Source organism: Marinomonas sp. S3726, assembly GCF_000967665.1.
Classification (GTDB): domain Bacteria; phylum Pseudomonadota; class Gammaproteobacteria; order Pseudomonadales; family Marinomonadaceae; genus Marinomonas.
On the sequence record NZ_JXYC01000012.1, the window covers coordinates 368,099 to 385,939 of the forward strand.

13 protein-coding genes are annotated in these 17,841 nt (G+C 38.7%); 11 read left to right on the plus strand and 2 right to left on the minus strand.

Going from position 1 to position 17,841, the window contains the following annotated elements; all coding sequences use genetic code 11:
- Positions 1-76 precede the first annotated feature (76 nt).
- From TW85_RS12265 to modC, 7 genes are all read left to right on the plus strand, one after another.
- Positions 77-805, plus strand: coding sequence for a DUF4956 domain-containing protein (locus TW85_RS12265; protein ID WP_046017394.1), 729 nt, complete (start codon positions 77-79; stop codon positions 803-805).
- Positions 806-807: 2 nt separating this feature from the next.
- Positions 808-1,992, plus strand: coding sequence for a hypothetical protein (locus TW85_RS12270; RefSeq protein ID WP_046017395.1), 1,185 nt, complete (start codon positions 808-810; stop codon positions 1,990-1,992).
- Between the two features lie 21 nt (positions 1,993-2,013).
- Positions 2,014-2,544 (plus strand): hypothetical protein, encoded by a 531-nt coding sequence (locus tag TW85_RS12275; protein WP_046017396.1) that lies wholly within the window; start codon positions 2,014-2,016, stop codon positions 2,542-2,544.
- Between the two features lie 46 nt (positions 2,545-2,590).
- Positions 2,591-3,274 (plus strand): polyphosphate polymerase domain-containing protein, encoded by a 684-nt coding sequence (locus TW85_RS12280; protein WP_046017397.1) that lies wholly within the window; start codon positions 2,591-2,593, stop codon positions 3,272-3,274.
- Between the two features lie 162 nt (positions 3,275-3,436).
- Positions 3,437-4,225, plus strand: coding sequence for a molybdate ABC transporter substrate-binding protein (gene modA, locus TW85_RS12285; RefSeq protein ID WP_052702128.1), 789 nt, complete (start codon positions 3,437-3,439; stop codon positions 4,223-4,225).
- 23 nt (positions 4,226-4,248) lie between these two features.
- On the plus strand, positions 4,249-4,965 hold the full coding sequence (gene modB, locus TW85_RS12290) for a molybdate ABC transporter permease subunit (protein WP_084616269.1): 717 nt from the start codon (positions 4,249-4,251) through the stop codon (positions 4,963-4,965).
- Position 4,966: 1 nt separating this feature from the next.
- Entirely contained in the window at positions 4,967-6,121 is a 1,155-nt protein-coding gene (gene modC, locus TW85_RS12295) for a molybdenum ABC transporter ATP-binding protein (RefSeq protein ID WP_046017398.1), read from the plus strand.
- A gap of 86 nt (positions 6,122-6,207) precedes the next feature.
- On the opposite strand, the gene TW85_RS12300 is transcribed toward modC, so the two are convergent.
- The gene (locus TW85_RS12300) at positions 6,208-9,360 is read right to left on the minus strand and encodes an efflux RND transporter permease subunit (RefSeq protein WP_046017399.1); all 3,153 of its coding nucleotides are present in this window, start codon (positions 9,358-9,360) and stop codon (positions 6,208-6,210) included.
- Between the two features lie 8 nt (positions 9,361-9,368).
- Positions 9,369-10,478, minus strand: a complete 1,110-nt coding sequence (locus TW85_RS12305; RefSeq protein WP_046017400.1) for an efflux RND transporter periplasmic adaptor subunit — start codon at positions 10,476-10,478, stop codon at positions 9,369-9,371.
- A 318-nt stretch (positions 10,479-10,796) separates the two neighbouring features.
- Here TW85_RS12305 and TW85_RS12310 point away from each other — a divergent pair, with 318 nt between their 5' ends.
- The 4 genes from TW85_RS12310 to TW85_RS12325 are packed head-to-tail and all read left to right on the plus strand — an operon-like array spanning position 10,797 to position 17,801.
- Complete coding sequence (locus TW85_RS12310; protein WP_046017401.1) at positions 10,797-12,701, plus strand: ATP-binding cassette domain-containing protein; 1,905 nt, start codon at positions 10,797-10,799, stop codon at positions 12,699-12,701.
- Positions 12,702-12,704: 3 nt separating this feature from the next.
- A complete protein-coding gene (locus tag TW85_RS12315; protein WP_046017402.1) occupies positions 12,705-13,304 on the plus strand; it encodes a DUF2760 domain-containing protein in 600 nt (199 codons plus the stop codon).
- 4 nt (positions 13,305-13,308) lie between these two features.
- A complete protein-coding gene (locus tag TW85_RS12320) occupies positions 13,309-15,078 on the plus strand; it encodes an Hsp70 family protein (RefSeq protein WP_046017403.1) in 1,770 nt (589 codons plus the stop codon).
- Positions 15,078-17,801, plus strand: coding sequence for a hsp70 family protein (locus tag TW85_RS12325; RefSeq protein WP_046017404.1), 2,724 nt, complete (start codon positions 15,078-15,080; stop codon positions 17,799-17,801). Before TW85_RS12320 ends, TW85_RS12325 begins: the two co-directional genes overlap by 1 nt.
- The last annotated feature ends 40 nt before the right edge of the window (positions 17,802-17,841 follow it).

Genomic DNA, 17,841 nt, shown 5'->3' on the forward strand with positions numbered 1-17,841 from the left:
AGCAATTAACAAATCACAGACTTTATATGTTGAGTAGCTCAGGAGTGAGTTATATAAAGTCGGTATAGGAGGCTATATGGAATCTATTGATCCGTTTTTAATCGCATTTTTGCCTAAAGAAATTCAATCCATGTTTTTCCCATTCGCAAGTGTTCAGCTTGTGTCATTACTTTTCAATTTGATACTGGGTTTTATCCTTGCGACAGGCATAGGACTTCATTTTAGAAAGTACTCTTCAGCATTTTGTAATAGACAAGACTTCTCTCGATTATTCCCTTTGCTTATGTTGTCCGTGATTTTAATTATCACTGTTGTTAAGGCATCTCTGGCTTTGGCGTTAGGATTAGTTGGAGCCTTATCTATTGTAAGGTTTAGAACCCCAATTAAAGAGCCAGAAGAATTACTCTACTTATTCTTGAATATAGGTATCGCGGTTGCATTAGGAGCAGGGCAAACACTCGCTGCGCTGGTTGCGTGTATTTCAACGCTAGGCTTGGTTACGCTTGCTAAAAAACAACAAGTTAAAAGCTATGATGAAAGTGGCTTGTTCCTATCATTAAATTACCGACCTAAACTTAACTTTAACTCAGATACCTGCTTAACCAAGGTAAAAGAGACCGTACTTAAACATGTTGAACGTATGGAGATGAGGCGCTTTGATGTTGGTGAAAAACATTTTGATGCCACTTTCTTTGTATCCGTCATAGATTCAGAGCAAGTAGACTCATTAATATCTGATTTAAAGGCGCAATACCCAGAGATCAATACATCGTTACTCGAGCAACATAATATAGCAGGGGTGTAATTATGAAGCTTGATAAGACGGAAACTAAAACCTCTAAGACAGAGAAATGGTTAAGTATTATCGGTATATGCTTACTTGTTATTTTTGTCTTGCCTTCACCTACGTTTGTGACAACAAGCCTTTTACATCTAGGTTTTGTGTCACATCATGAGTCAGCTAAAGATAAGCTAATTCAACTTGGACAAGAGTTAGTGGCTAGCCCTAATCGTTATCTTGCTTCTGATTCAGACATGCCATTACTTAAAGTTGATGTTAGTTATCAAGATTGGCAAGTATTGGCTCAAGATAGAGCATTAGCCTTTGAAACAGGCATGATAGCCGAGAAAAGACATATGGTTAATGGTGTCATTCATTTCAGGGGTGATGCTTATAAAACCAAGTTGCGTCTACAAGGTGATGCACTTGAACATATTGTCGGTGCAAAAAGGTGGTCCTTACGGTTTGACCTTAAAAACAACAAATCAATTCTCAATAATAGGCGTTTTGCGCTACTAAGCTCCAATGTACGAATACATCAAGGACTTTACTTATTTGATCAAACACTTCAAAAGTCCGGCTTTGATATTGTTTCACCACAAATGAACCCAGTTAAAGTTGTAGTAAACGGAGTTAATTGGGGCGTCATGTTAATGGAAGAAACTTTTGGCCAAGATTTATTAAGCTTTAATAATAGAAAGCATGGCTTAGTGGTGAGGTTAGATATATTAAAAGAAACGACTGATAGTCAGGGAGATATCACGCGTACTTTTCAACCCAGAGCAATACAACGTACAAGTATCTTAAGAGACCCAGAATTAAACAAACACAGAATGGTTGCCTTATCTCTGATAAGTGATTTTTTTGAAGGAAAAAGGCTAGCCAGTGATGTATTTGATTATGAAAAGTTAGGTCAATATTTAGCAACAATTGATGTTTGGTCTGCTTGGCATGCACTGAGTTGGAATAATTGGCGCTGGTATTACAATCCAATAACAGCAAAGTTAGAACCTATACAAAGTGATGTGGCAGTTACTCCAGCGAAGCACTATTGGTTAACGCAAGCTGTGAGCAAGGAGTTTCCTGTCGCTAAAAAAATGTTATCAGATGCAAAGGTAAAAGAAGCCTATGATAATGCTTTAGCAGTGATGCTAAATCAATTAAATACCGGTGAGATGCAATCGTATCTAAAAGAAAAACAATCAGCTTGATTAAGTAAACTCCATTATGGTATGCCATTAATTAATGACTTTGATTTTGAGATTATGCACAAGCAAACGCTTTGCCTGACTTCAGGTTATGACCAAGGTGAATGTCAGCGTATCTCTAAACTAGACACTCAACTTCACTTACATCTAACCCATTTTCGAGCAGTAAAGAATTGGGATTTAGCATCTAGGTTTAGTTCTACGAAAAATAAGAAAGAAGCGAGTTATTTAGATCTCGTAAATACCTCCTTGGAAGACCTGCACATTCACGCCATTGAAGGGATTAATCATTTAGAGTTTAAAGAAGAATTGGAGATTGATGGGCTAGAATTGCCTCTGGTATTAAAGCCTAATGAACAGAGGCAAATAAGGATATCAAGTCACATTACCGATTTGATTTTACATGCGGCGGTAACCTCTAAAAAAATTGTGCCTTTTTATTTTAAACGAGATCTAGATCCACTAGCACCTATTCCAAGAACACCAATAAACCAAGAAAGGATAAGTGAAACAACTTTAGAGTTTGATGAAAATATTTCGATTGTTAATCGCTAGTTTATTTAATCAATCAATTAGATTAATGAAAAGAAGGATATAGGTTATGGATACTAAGGATTTAAGGTTTGAAGTAAAAATTCCTGTACCACTCAATCAGCTCGAAGAGATGCTTATATGGCTTCGAACGCACCCTTTGATGTTTAGAAATCGATACAAAGATAGGTACATTAATAGTCTTTATTTAGATAATCCAAGCATGTCTATATACGAAGAAAACTTAAGCGGGGTAAGTAGACGAAGAAAAGTAAGAATACGTTGGTATAAAGCACTCAATAATACCAAGAAAGCCTGTTTAGAGTTTAAGAATAGATTATCTGGAAAAGGCTATAAGCTAGCTTTTCCTATTGATTTTGATATTTCAAATTCAATTATGAACTGGAGAGAGCATATCCAAGGAAGCTATTCACAACTAAAGGAGCTAGATAAACAAAGTTGGGGGAACGAGCTCTCACCCATACTTATTTGTCGTTATCATCGACAATACTTTGAGAGCGCTTGCGGTTTAGTCAGAGCGACAATAGACAGTAAAATCCATGTTTATGATCAACGTAACCAACATAAACCAAATATTGAAAAGGGCGTTTCCCTTGGTGAATATGTATTGCTTGAACTCAAAGCAAGTCACGGATATGAAAAAGAACTCTCAGCTTTAATCGCAACATGTCCCCTAAGGCCATCAAGACATTCTAAGTATGTTTTAGGAGTTCGAACGCTTTTCTGGCGCTGATTGAGAATAGGGTGATTAATGTTTAAGCAAATACGATCGGGTTTTGTTTGAAAGTGACCTAAACCGCATAGGATTTCTTGTACCAAGCCAAGCTCAGCTATTGAATCCTGCTCAACCTTGTTATTATTAGGCCTCTATAAATTAATCAATTAGAGGTCAGGCTTGCTTAAGATCAAGTATAAATTACAAGGTCTATGTGTCTTTTTACTTAGTGCCTGTGCGCAAGCCGAAACGGTTTACATATCGGCAGCCGCATCACTTGCACCAAGCTTAACAATAATTGAAAGCTTGTATAAAGAATTATACCCAAATGATAATCTGGTACTAAATTATGCCTCTTCCTCTGTGCTAGCTAGACAAATTCAGTATGGCGCACCAGCTGATATATATTTATCTGCTAATGAAAAGTGGATTAACTATTTAAGTGAGAAAAATCGAATTGAGGGAGAGAGCATTACTCCCTTCATTGACAATCAACTGGTTATCGCCAAAACTGGCCAAAAAACTCATTCTGCTTTAACTCAACGCTGTTTTGATCAAGCTTCAACTAAAAGTACCTTTCAAAATATTTATAAGCAAAATAAGAAAATTGTCGTTGCCGATTTAGCTCATGTGCCTTTAGGTATTTATACAAAACAGACTCTTAATGCTTTAGTTGATGTATCTGACTATCAAAGTCTGTTAATTCCAAGTGCGAACGCGAGGTCAGCCTTAGCTTTTATTGAGCAAGGGCAAGCAGAATTTGCCTTCCTATATTACTCTGATGCGATAAATTCAAAAAAAGTAGAGCTTGTCTGCATAATTCCTAGCGATTTTCATGATCCAATAAGCTATTACTTAGCAAAAGTTGTGACAAAAAATAGTAATAAAGCCAAACAGAATGTTTATAACTTCTTGCAAAGTGAAGTAGTGAAAAATATCTTGGTAAAACATGGATTTTTAGAGCATTAATAATAAGTAGGAATTACACCTTAATGATGGACATGATTCATAACCTTGCTCTAAGTGAGTTCGAAATAACAGCCTTATGGTTAAGTTTAAAAGTGTCAGGCATTGCCACTTTATTGACTTTACCTTTTGCAATTTTTATTGGTTTTACTTTGTCTAGGCGTGATTTTCTTGGTAAATCCCTACTTGAAGCCATAATCTATTTACCGCTGGTTTTACCCCCAGTGGTTATTGGTTATTTATTACTGATTAGTTTTTCAAATCAATCTTATTTTGGACGTTTTTTGTTTGACTATCTTGGTTTGGAGTTTGCTTTTCGTTGGCAAGGCGCTGCATTAGCCGTTGCCGTTGTCTCTTTACCTCTAATGGTTCGAAGTATTCGTTTAGCTTTTGATTTAATCGATACTAAAATCGAACAAGCAGCCCTTACGCTTGGCGCTTCTCCATTTAGAATATTTTTAAGTATTAGTCTTCCTTTAGCTCTGCCAGGAATAGTCTCTGGCGCAGTTCTAGGCATGGCACGTGGTTTAGGGGAGTTTGGAGCAACAATTACTTTTGCTGCTAATATCCCTGGTCAGACACAAACCTTACCACTTGCCATGTATAGCTTCATTCAAACCCCAGGCGCAGAATTTATGGCCGCAAGACTCTGTGTCATAGCGATTGTTATTGCCATTATTGCGTTACTCATTTCAGAGTTTTTAACGCGCCAAATGAAAAAGAAATTAGTGGGGCAAAGCTAGCATGTCTTATCTTAATGTGAAAATTAGAAAACGATTTGGGAATACATCATTAGCTTTTAACTTCGAGTTACCAAAAACTGGTGTAACCATGATTTACGGCCCATCAGGGGCGGGTAAAACCAGTCTAATTAATATGATTTCAGGTTTAACCTCACCGGATATGGGGAAAGTTAAATTTGGTGATGAGGTGATGTTTGATAGCCATGCTCAAATTAATGTAAAACCAAATAAGCGACAAATTGGCTATGTTTTTCAAGATGCTCGTTTATTCCCTCACCTTAACGTTAAGCAAAACCTTTTCTACGCTTCAAAAGCTGAAAATAATGATGAAGCCAAGTCGCTAATCAAATTGTTAGCGTTAAATACGTTATTGAAGCGTATGCCAAACACACTTTCTGGTGGCGAGAAGCAACGTGTCGCAATAGGTAGAGCGCTTTTATCTAAACCAAAATTACTGTTACTCGATGAGCCGCTAGCGTCTTTAGATCAATCAAAAAAGAAAGAGCTTCTTGGTTATTTTAAACGCTTAGTAAAGCAGCTAAATATTCCAATTATTATGGTAAGTCATGATGAAAATGAAGCTATGGCATTAGCTGATAACCTCATTATGATTGATAAAGGTAAAGTGGTTAATTATGGCCCATTAGAAACGGTTTGGAATGAGCAAAATCAGATAGGTACTACCGCAATCAAGCACAGCATGGCCTATAGTGCACTTCATAAATTTGACCACCTTGATTATGCAATGTCTCAAGTTGAGTTTATTCACGAGAAATCGGGTAATCTTACTGGCTCATTCTTATGGATGAAGGCCCAAGGTATGGGGAATGGCCAAGCAAGAAGTGAAACTAAAAACTTACGTCATAAATCCAATGTAAATCTTGATAATAAGTTCCGCTTATTAATTGATGCACAAGATGTTTCCATTGCTCTTGATAATACTTCTCCTTCAAGCATTCGTAATAGAATTGTTTGTCGTATTGTGACATGTCAGGAAGTAGGGCGTGAGCAATCTTTACTGGTAAATCTTGCTGATGCGAACGGTGTTATTTTTATGGCAAAAATCAGTAACTGGGCATGGCGTGAAATGAAGCTAAAAATGGGCATGAAAGTTGTTGCTCAAATTAAATCCACCAGCCTAATACCCATATATTAATTATTAACATCTTGGACTCTCAGTATCTTGATAATAAGAGCAATAAAAAAGGCATCCTAAGATGCCTTTTTTATTATTGAGATGATTTAAGCTTGTGGTGCTAAATCGTCATTTGATTCAGCTGCTAACGCTTTAAGCAGTTTTCTTTCTTTACGACGATAACCTAGTACTAACAAGCAAGGTGTTAATAACAAAGTTAATGGCGTAGCGAAAAGTAGGCCACCTGCAATTGCAGTTGATAACTGAGTCCACATTTGTGATGACGGAGCACCAATACTAATGCTTTGGTTCATCAGATCCACATTAAGCTGAAATACCATAGGCATAAGCCCAAGTATGGTTGTGGCTGTCGTCAGTAATACTGGCCTTAGCCTTTGAGCACCTGTTCGCACTGCCGCTTCAACAACCATCATTCCCTGTGATCTGAGACCATTAAAGGTATCTATGAGTACGATGTTGTTATTTACCACAATGCCAGCCAGTGCAATAACGCCAACACCACTCATAACTATCCCAAATGGTTCGCCCTTAGCCATAAGGCCGATGAACACTCCCATAGTTGAGAATATGACTGCACTGAGTATCAATAAACACTGGAAGAAGTTATTAAACTGTGTGACTAGAATGATCGCCATAATGAAAAAAGCAACCGCAAATGCTTTCATCAAAAATACCATTGATTCATTTTGATCTTCAGTATTACCTCTAAACTGATAATCAATTTCAGAAGGTATACCGGACTCTTTCATCTCAGCGGCAATGGCTTTAATAACTTGGTCTACAACGAGTCCATCTTTTACATCGGCACTGATGTTAACCACTTTCTTGCCATCCACACGGTTAATCAGGCCCTGTTTTGGTGCCGCATGTCTGTTAATGAAGTTACTAACAGGAATAGGGCCTACATTTGATGGAATCATGATGTTATCAAGTTGTTCTAGGCTACGCTGATTTATTGGGTAGCGTAAAACAATATCGATCTCATCATCAGCACCTTCTGGCAAGAAGTCAGATAAAGTAATTCCATTAGTAACAAGCTTAATAGCATTCCCTAAGGCAGCAACACTTACATCAAAACGTTGCGCTTGAGCACGGTCAATATCAATTTGCCATTCGATACCAGGTAGTGATCTATCATCATTAACGGTAACTATTTCACTCCGTTGACCAAGCTCTTCTACTAAACGATCAGCAGTTAGGTTTAATAACTCACTGAAATCAGATGAAAGCTCAAGTTCAATATCAGTCCCTGATTGAGGACCGTCTTGTTTTACTTCAGCTTCAACAATAATTCCCGGAATTTGATCAGTTTCTTCACGAATCTTGGAAAGAATCGCTGAAGCAGGTATACGTGAGTGCCAATCTATAAATTCAAGTGACAAGGTACCTATACTATCCGGTGATGCTTGGTTACCAGGCGAAGCGGTTGTCGTAGTAACAACACTCTGAAGATCAGGATGACCTATGATAATGTTTTCTACTTGTCGAACGATTTCGTCTTTCTCATCAAGAGATAGGTCGCCACGAGCACGAATTTCAAGATTAGCTACATCTGGCTCGCTTTCAGGAAAGAATTCCATGCCCTTACCAAACTGGCCATAAGAAAACATGACAGATATTAATAGAGTGATACAAAATAACAGAACAAGCCAAGGTGACTTAACTAGACTAGATAGCAAACTTGCATACCAGCCAGTTACGCCTTTAAGTTGTGTTAAATCTCCAGACTCTGTTAATTGTAATGTTCGCTCGGTTGCAGGACTATATGTTCCTTTTTTACCAATTATTGAGCCGATTGTTGGTATAACAACCAAAGCCATAATCAAAGAAGAGGATAGGGTAGCAATTACCGTAATCGGCATGTACCCCATAAACTCACCAACAATTCCTGGCCAAAATAACAACGGCATAAATACTGCCAGAGTCGTTGCCGTAGATGCTGTAATTGGCCAAGCCATACGTTGCGCAGCTTCAGAGTAGGCTTGTTGTTTTGAGGCACCTTCCGCTAATTTTCGGTCAGCATACTCCGTAACAACTATAGCGCCATCTACCAACATACCGACACTTAATATCAGGCCGAATAGCACCACCATATTCATGGTATAACCTTGAATATGTAAGAATAGAATCCCCATTAAAAATGCGCCTGGGATAGCTATACCAACAAGGAAAGAGGTTCTTAAACCTAAGAAAGTCACAATCACTATCATTACCAATAAGGTAGCGAAAATGACGTTATTAAATAAGTCATTCAAAGACTGAAGTATACTGACAGATTCATCTTGAGTAAGGCTATACTCAATACCTTCTGGCCACTTTTTACTTTCTTCTTCTATGACTTCTTTTACTGCGGCAATCATATTGACGGTGTTGCCACCAACACGTTTAGATACACCTAAGGTGATGCTACTTTTACCATCTAATCTTGCATAGCTAGTGGCATCTTTATAGGTCATTTGACCTGTGGCAACATCTTTTAATAATACAACTTTGTCACCATCTACCTTCATAGGAAGGTTAAAAATGTCATCTTGGGTTTTAAGAAGACCTGGTACTTTTAAGGAAAAACGACCTGATCCTGTATCCAAAGTACCAGCTGCAACAAGCTGGTTGCTGTCATTAAAAGTATTAACAACATCAGATAGACTGAGATTATAAGTTTCTAACGCATCAGGGCTGATTATGATTTCCGCTAGCTCTTCTCTATCACCACTTATTTCAGCTTCTAAAACACCTGGCGCAGCTTCGATGTCATCTTGTAAATCATTGGCGATACGACTTAATATTCCAAATTCGACATCACCATGTAAATTAACTGTTAATACAGGGAAAGTAGATAGGTTTATTTCATTTACAGTTGGTTCATCTGCATCATCAGGTAAATCTGCTTTAGCAGTATCAACCTTGTCCTTCACATCAACCAAAGCTTGGTCTATATCTGTGTTGCTATCAAACTCAAGCGTAATTGATGCATGGCCTTCAGAGGCTGTTGAAGAAATTTTATCTAAGCCTTCAACGCTTTTAAGCTCCTTTTCCATAGGATGAACTAAAAGGCTATCAGAGTCTTCTGGTGAAATCCCATCCAATGAAATTGATACGTAAATTGTGGGTATTGTGATGTCTGGCGTTTCTTCTTTTGCAATACTTAGATAAGAGGAAACTCCTAGCAATAATAGTAAAACAAAGAACATTAATACTGTTCTTGAACGCGACAGCGCCGCATTTATTATACTAACCATGTTACTTCCTATTGATTTTTATAATATGCGTCAACAATGTCACCAGCCTTAGTAAACCCTTGACCAACAGTAATCAAATTAATATTTTGAGGTAAACCACTTACCCAAACTTGATCACGATCGGATTTAAGGATTTCGACTGGAGAGACAACGACTTCATTATCTATATTGAGAGTCTTAACCGCTGTCTTACCATTATCATCCAAGGTTAACAAAGCAGCTGAAAAAGCATGAGCCATACGCTTTGGCAAAGCCAGATCAACATGGGCAGTAATACCAGCAGGTATTTTACTATCTTGGTTAGGGACTTTTATCTCAACTGCAATGGATCGAGTTTCACTAGAGGCTATTGAGCTCACATAACTTACCGTTCCTTCAACCACATCACCTGTACTCAATTCAATGTTGGCATTTAAACCTTGCTGAATACTGTTGATTTTTTTCTGAGGAACATTGATCTCGATTGTAAGTGGGTTGATTGAGATAAAGTCGCCTACTGTGGCATTGTTTTGTACCAGCTGTCCCAGTTCAACATCTAGTGTATTTAGAACGCCAGAGAAGGGGGCAACAAGTACGGCATTTTCAAGATCAATCTCTAATGAACGAAGCGTTGCTTTCGCTGATGCTAGGTCCGCTTTAGCTGTCGCAACATTGACCGCAGATGAGTATTTCTGCTGTTTTAGCTTAACTGCACCATCTAACTCAAGTTGGCGTTGTGCAATTAATGCTTTTGCTTCAGCAATATCGGCTTTCAAAGCACGAGTGTCTATAGATAAAATTGCTTTGCCTTTTTTTACATAGTCGCCTTTATTAACAAGGATTTGGCGAATTTTACCAGCTGCACCTGAAGTAAGTTGGATCTCTTTACTTGGCTGAGTCGTACCGGAAAGAGTCATCTTATCTTCCATAATCTGAGCACTAATGACTTGCGCTTGAACCTTTTTCTTTAGTTGGTTCTCATTAGATACTTTCTGCTCTACGGTTGACGGTTTAGCTAGCGTACTCGAATCTTGAGCTTGTGCTTGCGTTATTCCGTTACCACCAACAGCCATCCAAACAACAGCTGCACCTAACACGGTGATTGCGGTTATCGGTCCAGCTTTACTTTTTAGATCCATCAGGGACTCCATATAACAAACTTAAATTTACAATCGAACTAATATTCAATATTTTGGCATAAGCTTATTGTGACAGGGAATGAACTGACATACTTCATAAAAACCCATACAAATGTGCAAGAAATATGAACATTTGACTTTATCAACTAAATTCAAATTTTCAAACTTGTTTGTTTTCTACTCAGTAATGAAAAAACGATTAGTTACAAGTGCTTATTTCAATTTGCAGAGACAAAATGAACTGGATTCGCTAAACGTTTTCACTCTTAACTGATAGAATGCGCGCCATTATCATTTTATTTTCTAGTGAAAAAACATATGAGCTTATTATCTCTTGAACAAGTGAGTGTTGCTTTTGGGCATAATCCTCTCTTGGCAGCAATCAGCGTTTCAGCAGAAGCGGGTGAAAGAATTGCAATTATTGGTCGAAATGGCGCTGGTAAATCTACCTTTTTAAAAGTTGTCGCTGGCGAAATTATCCCTGATGAAGGGGTTGTACGGATTGAAGGCGGTATTAAAATTGCGCAACTTCCCCAAGAGCTTCCTCAAGCTGATGACAAATTAGTCAAAGAAGTTGTAAGCGAAGGTAGACCAGACGCGAATAATCTATTAAGTCGTTACTACGCTTTATTAGAAGACCTAGATAATGATCACGCTAACGAATTAAGTGATATACAGCACAAACTCGATGATATCCAAGGCTGGGATCTCGAACAAAAAGTAAATCAAATGATTCAGCGACTTCAGCTCCCAGGCGACAAAAAAATGGCTGAACTTTCAGGTGGTTGGCGTCGTCGCGTTATTCTTGCTCAAGCTTTGTTAGCGGAACCTGATATTTTATTACTCGATGAGCCGACTAACCATTTGGATGTACCCACTATCGAGTGGATGGAAAAGCAGTTACAGCAATTCCGCGGCTTAATACTCTTTATTACTCACGATAGACGCTTTCTTGAACAACTTGCTAATCGCATTATTGAGCTAGATAGGGGCAACCTTATTTCCTTTAATGGCAAATTAAGTGGCTTTTTAGACTTTAAAGCAAAAATGCTTGAAGAAGAGGAAAGGGCCAACGCGTTATTTGATAAGCGACTCGCGGAAGAAGAAGTATGGATAAGGCAAGGAATCAAAGCAAGACGTACCCGTAATGAAGGTCGTGTTCGTGCTTTAAAAGCATTACGTGTTGAACGTTCTGAACGCATTAACCGCCAAGGTAATGCCAACATGAAAATTGAAAGCACTGATAAGTCAGGCAAATTGGTTGCTGAGTTCACACAGGTTGAACATAGATTTGAAGACAAAGTCATTCTAAAACCGATGGATCTCATGGTTACCCGTGGGGACAGAATTGGTCTTATTGGCCCAAATGGTTGTGGTAAAAGTACTTTTTTGAAAATCTTGTTAGGTCAAATTACGCCTAATGAAGGTCATGTTAGACAAGGTACAAAATTGAATGTTGCCTATTTTGATCAACTTAGGGAGCAGCTTGATCCAGAAAAAACCGTTGCAGAAAACGTTGGTGAAGGCAAAGACACTGTCGAAATTAATGGTCGTGATAAACACATTATCGGCTATTTGAGCGATTTTCTTTTCCCGCCGGAGAGAGCAAGAACACCCGTTAAAGCCTTATCAGGTGGAGAAAGGAACCGTGTCCTATTGGCCAAGCTTTTTACTAAGCCAGCTAATCTCTTGATTATGGATGAGCCAACCAATGACTTGGATGTAGAAACATTAGAGCTACTTGAAGAACTTCTTATGAATTACCAAGGTACATTACTTTTGGTTTCACACGACAGGGCTTTCTTAGACAATGTGGTAACCAGTGTTATTGCTTTTGAAGGTGAAGGTGTTGTTAGAGAGTATGTGGGGGGTTATCAAGATTGGATTCGTCAAGGTGGCCGCTTTGTTGTTGAACCAGAAACACCTGAAGAAGTTAAAGCGTTAAAACCGCAAGAAAAAGTAAAGACAACAGAAGCTAAAAAGCCAAAAAGCAAGAGCAAATTAAGCTATAAAATGCAGCGTGAGCTTGATGCTATGCCTGACACAATTGCTAAAATTGAAGCCGAACTTGACGCGATAGTTGCAGTGACAAGTGCTGATGATTTTTATAGTCAGGACCAAGATGTGGTTCAGGCTGAATTAAATAAAATGACAGAAATTGAAGCCCAGCTAGAACAACAAATGGACAGATGGGTTGAATTAGAAGAACTGCAAAACGGATAAATTATGACTAAAAAAGTAAAACCTATGGCATTTGCACCACGCTTCTTTGGCGCATTTGGCCAATTTTTTAAATATCTTTCATCGTCTGATTATGCTGCTCGTTGTCAAATTGTCGCGAGTGATGAAAAATTTGCTTTTGAAGTACCTGAGAAAATTGTTAAAGAAGTCGTTGTTGAAACAGTGACTGAGATTAAAGAAGTAGAAGCACCAAGACTTGAAACCGTGTCTGTAGATGGCGCGTATCAATTATTACAACTGATGCAACAAGAAGCTCGTCTAATTGATTTTATTCAAGAAGATATTAGTGGTTATACCGATGCTGAAGTTGGTGCTGCGAGCCGTGTCATACATCAAGGTTGTGCCAAAGTATTATCGCAAAACTTTGAAATTGCAGCAGTATCACCTCAAGAAGAAAATGCACGAGTTCAAGTGCCTGAAGGGTACAACAATAGAGAATATAAGCTTGAAGGACGTGTAGAAGGTGAAGGTCCTTTTAATGGCACCTTAATACACCCCGGCTGGAAAGTTGTTAAACAGACCTTACCTAAGGTTATGGATACAAAAGATATGAATATCCTAGCGCCAGCAGAGGTTGAGGTTTAATAAGATGTCTAATACTCAATATTTTGTTGGTATCGATTTAGGTACAACACACTCTGCTATTTATTATGCTAAAGCCGGTTCTGAAGAAAGCGTATTAACTCAACTTCAAATTCCACAACTTGTTGCACCAGGGCAAGTTGCAGATCGAGACTTGTTACCCTCTTTTATATATCAAGCACATGCTAATGAAATGTTAGCAAGCGATATGCAGTTACCTTGGGGTAAATCTGAATTTGTAGTTGGTGAATTAGCGCGTGATATGGGGGCAAAATCATCTGGGCGTTTAATCCAAAGTGCCAAAAGTTGGTTATGTCATAACACGGTTTCTTCACAAGAAGCCATATTGCCTATAGATGCTATCGATGAAGTTGAAAAATTCTCGCCTGCTAAAGTAACTCAAATTTTAATTGAGCACCTAGTTTCAACTTGGAATCATACGTTTCCTGAAGCCTTACTGAGTGAGCAAGATGTTGTTATCACAGTACCTGCATCGTTTGACCCTGCTGCACGCGCAAGTACAGAAAGTGCCGCTCAAGCATCAGGGATAAATGCAAGATTAATAGAAGAGCCGTTAGCTGCCTTTTATGCTTGGTTATCCAGTGCAGGAAAATGGCAGGATAAGATCCAGCTAGATGATCAAATTTTAGTTGTAGATGTCGGTGGTGGTACAACTGATTTATCACTTATCCAAGCTGTAGATAATGAAGGTGAAATGCGACTGGATAGAGTTGCCGTTGGCCGACATATATTACTAGGTGGCGATAATATGGATATGGCCATTACTTATGTGGCTGCTGGACAAATTGCTGCAACAGGCACCAATCTAGAAGCGTGGCAAATCTCAGCGTTAACACAAGCCGCTAGGCAAGCCAAAGAAAGACTGTTAAGCAATCAAGAGCTTGCGGAAGTTGAGCTTGTTGTTCCTAGTCGTGGTAAGAGTTTATTTGCTAATAAAGTGCAAACTAGCATCAAGCGTGAAACTGCGTTGGCAAGTTTAATTGAAGGTTTTTTCCCTATAGTTAATTATGGTGAGCAAGCTCAATCAACTGCAAGGTCGGGCATAGCTAAACTAAACTTAGAATATGAAGCAGATCCAGCCATTAGTCGCCATATCAGTGAGTTTTTAGCCAAACATCAAGCAAAGCCAAATAAAGTTTTACTTAATGGCGGGGTGTTTAAAGCAGACATTATTAAGCAAAGAGTTGAAGCTCTTTTAAACAATCTACTTGCTGATAAAGTGCAAAATATTGAAATACTGACTTCCAATGATGCCAATTACTTAGACAATGCTGTTGCTAAAGGTGCTTGTTATTATGCCTTAGTCCAAGCTGATGGTGGCATTAAGGTTAAAAGTGGCTTAGCAGCAAACTATTATATTGGCGTTGAAAGTCCGATGCCTGCTATTCCAGGCATGGCCCCACCTGTGGATGCTGTTTGTATTGCACCTTTTGGTTTAGATGAAGGTTCTGATGAACAAATGCTAAGTAGCGAGTTCGCACTCGTTGTTGGTCAGAGTGTTGATTTCAGATTCTTTCAATCTAAAACAGCTGATGTGGCAGAGTTAGGTGAAACAGTAAACGCATTCTCATTAATGAGTTTGAATGAGCTTGGTAAAATTCAGGCTAGATTGGATGCTGGTCATTACCAAGAAGGTGATATGGTCAGAGTTATTCTTTCATCTCGTATCACAGAACTTGGTGTTTTGTTACTTGAGGCTCATGACACTCAATCAGATTTGTCTTGGACACTGGAATACCAAGTAAGGGATGCTTAATGTCAAAGTTTAAGTATTTTGTTGGCATCGACCTCGGTACAACTAATTCGGTTGTATCTTATAGAGGTGCTAACGATGCCGTTGATAACTATCATTTGCTATCAATTCCGCAGTTTATGTCTGATGCCAGCATAAGGGAGTTTACTCATCTCCCTAGTGCTATCTATATATTAGCGAAAGATGAACAGGGGCAGTTAAGTCAAACTTTACCTTGGTCTCAAGCCGATAAAACAGATAATTTTGTACTAGGGATGGGCGCATTAGAGCTTGGAAAAAGACGCGCAAATCAATTAGTACAAAGCGCAAAAAGTTGGCTTAGTCATAGACAAGTGGATCGTCGTGAAAAGATACTACCTTGGGGCAGTGATTGTGAATCCAAACTTTCTCCGCTGGAAGCGACAGCATTAATACTTAAACATTTGCATCAAACTTGGAATCATAAGTTTAAAGATGCGCCACTATCAGAACAGCAGGTTGCTTTAACCCTACCTGCGTCTTTTGATGAAGAGGCCAGAGCTTTCACTCTTGAGGCTGCAAAAAAGGCAGGCTTAGATAACCTCTATCTTATCGAAGAACCACAAGCAGCCTGTTACCACTGGATCAGCAAACCAGAACAACTAGACCAGCTTAGTAATAAAAAGATGTTGCTAGTGGTTGATATTGGCGGTGGTACGACAGATTTTAGCTTGGTAAAAATTCAAAATCTTAACAATAAAGTATCCTTGCACCGTGTTGCGGTTGGTAATCACCTTTTACTTGGTGGCGATAACTTAGATCAGGCGCTGGCTTATCAGTTAGATCCTCAAAAAATTTCCGCTTTGTCTGCTTCAAGACTCGCTGCTTTGGTGCAACAAACGCGTCAAGCTAAAGAAGTGCTACTTTCGTTAGATGCGCCTGAGACTTTAACTTTGACTGTATTGGGTGGTGGTAGCAAACTCATAGGTGGCTCCCAGAAGTTTACCGTTGAAAGAGATACTTTAATCAGCCAGATCGATAACGGCTTTTTCCCTTACGTTAAGCTAGTCGATAAGGTAAACCAAGCTAGTTATGGAGTGCATACATTAGGTTTACCTTATGAGAAAGATGCTGCTATTACGCGGCATCTAGCTGAGTTCTTAAGCATGCACACTAATGACATCCAAGCAGCTTGTGGTGCTGGTATTCTTGTTCCTGATGCAATACTTTTTAATGGTGGTTTATTTAACAGTGATAAGCTGAAAAACCGTTTGATTGATCAGCTCACTCAATGGCGAGGTGCTGAGCAGTTTGAATGTAATGATTTAGAACCTAACGATGCTGTCGCTAAAGGGGCCTGTGTCTATTTAGCTGGTTTAACTTCATCTGAGTCAGACGTTGCTCGGATTGAAAGCGGCGTAGCACATACACTTTATTTAGCTTTGCAAGGAGGTCAGTTTTTAACTCTTTTACCAAAAGGACAGGCTAAAAGCCAATGGGTTGAACTAGAACAAGAATTTCGGGTAACACTAGGCCAAGATGTACAATTTCCACTGTACCGTGGTGACGATAGCCTAATAAATGCACCAGGAGATCTATTAGATAACGATGATGACGTTATGTTTATCTCAGATCTTGAGGCACATTTATCATCTGATAATGAACAACAAGTAGCAGTTAAAATCAGAGCCCAATTGACTGAAATAGGGGTGCTTGCTGTTGAATTAAATGCGGTCAATTCTCAAGACACTTGGTCTTTGGATTTTACAACATTCAATAAGAGTGAAGACTCAGCTAAAAATACCTCATCGAATGATGATTTAATGCATAAAAATCTGGGCTTAGCTGAAGAGCTATTAACCCAATGTTTTTCAAAGCTTGGTCAAAAGCAAGATGGCAAAGCCATCAAATCTCTTAAAACAGAAATAGATAAGCTTTTGGGTCCTAGAGATGACTGGAACCTTGTTACAAGCAGGCGTTTAGTCGATAAGTTGTGGAGTCTTAGGTCTGGTCGGCAGAAAAGTTCTAGTCATGAAAGACAATGGTATCAATTAACGGGTTTTTGTATGAGACCTGGCTATGGCGCTGAAAATGATCATGAGAGAGTAAAACAACTGTATACACTAACTCAACAAGCGCCAAAGCATGATGATTCAATGGTTTGGGGTCAATACTGGACTCTATGGCGACGAATTTCCGCTGGATTGGATGAGAAAGAGCAAGGCCTTTTACATAAGAAATTTGCCGAGTACTACTCTCCAAGTGGTCAAAGATCTAGAGATAAAGTAAAGCAGTTAACAAGTCGCTCAGGGGATGACTTAATTAGAATGGTAGGTAGCTTAGAGAGATTACCGCTTGAGATTAAAATTAACAGTATCGACTGGCTTAAGAAACGATTAACTAAGTCTTCCGAACCTGATACAGCATGGTGGACCATAGGTCGCTTAGCAAGTCAGCAATTGATTTTGTCCGATGTCATTGAGCCCATGCCTTTAGACAAGGTAAAGCCTTTACTGGAAACTTGCCTTAAAGAAGATTGGAAGAAGAGAAAACAAGCCGGTCTTGCTGGTGTTCTAATGACTCAAATTAATACTAATCAAGATAAAGAAATAGAAGTATTAAAGCAGAAGGTCATTAAAAAACTTAAAAAAGACAAATGTCCAAATCACTGGATATCAAGATTAGAAGAAATAGAGCAGCTTGATAAAGATGCATTAAACCGATTTATAGGTGATTCTTTACCGATTGGCTTGAGTTTAATCGATTAGGTTTAAAAAAACGGCCAATAATCATTGGCCGTTTTTTTTT

Coding starts and splice junctions, on each gene's coding strand:
- modB (WP_084616269.1), top strand. CDS start 4,249: ATGATGGACATGATTCATAACCTTGCTCTAAGTGAGTTCGAAATAACA.
- TW85_RS12315 (WP_046017402.1), top strand. CDS start 12,705: ATGACTAAAAAAGTAAAACCTATGGCATTTGCACCACGCTTCTTTGGC.
- TW85_RS12275 (WP_046017396.1), top strand. CDS start 2,014: ATGCCATTAATTAATGACTTTGATTTTGAGATTATGCACAAGCAAACG.
- TW85_RS12300 (WP_046017399.1), bottom strand. CDS start 9,360: ATGGTTAGTATAATAAATGCGGCGCTGTCGCGTTCAAGAACAGTATTA.
- TW85_RS12265 (WP_046017394.1), top strand. CDS start 77: ATGGAATCTATTGATCCGTTTTTAATCGCATTTTTGCCTAAAGAAATT.
- TW85_RS12280 (WP_046017397.1), top strand. CDS start 2,591: ATGGATACTAAGGATTTAAGGTTTGAAGTAAAAATTCCTGTACCACTC.
- TW85_RS12325 (WP_046017404.1), top strand. CDS start 15,078: ATGTCAAAGTTTAAGTATTTTGTTGGCATCGACCTCGGTACAACTAAT.
- TW85_RS12320 (WP_046017403.1), top strand. CDS start 13,309: ATGTCTAATACTCAATATTTTGTTGGTATCGATTTAGGTACAACACAC.
- TW85_RS12310 (WP_046017401.1), top strand. CDS start 10,797: ATGAGCTTATTATCTCTTGAACAAGTGAGTGTTGCTTTTGGGCATAAT.
- TW85_RS12270 (WP_046017395.1), top strand. CDS start 808: ATGAAGCTTGATAAGACGGAAACTAAAACCTCTAAGACAGAGAAATGG.
- TW85_RS12305 (WP_046017400.1), bottom strand. CDS start 10,478: ATGGATCTAAAAAGTAAAGCTGGACCGATAACCGCAATCACCGTGTTA.
- modC (WP_046017398.1), top strand. CDS start 4,967: ATGTCTTATCTTAATGTGAAAATTAGAAAACGATTTGGGAATACATCA.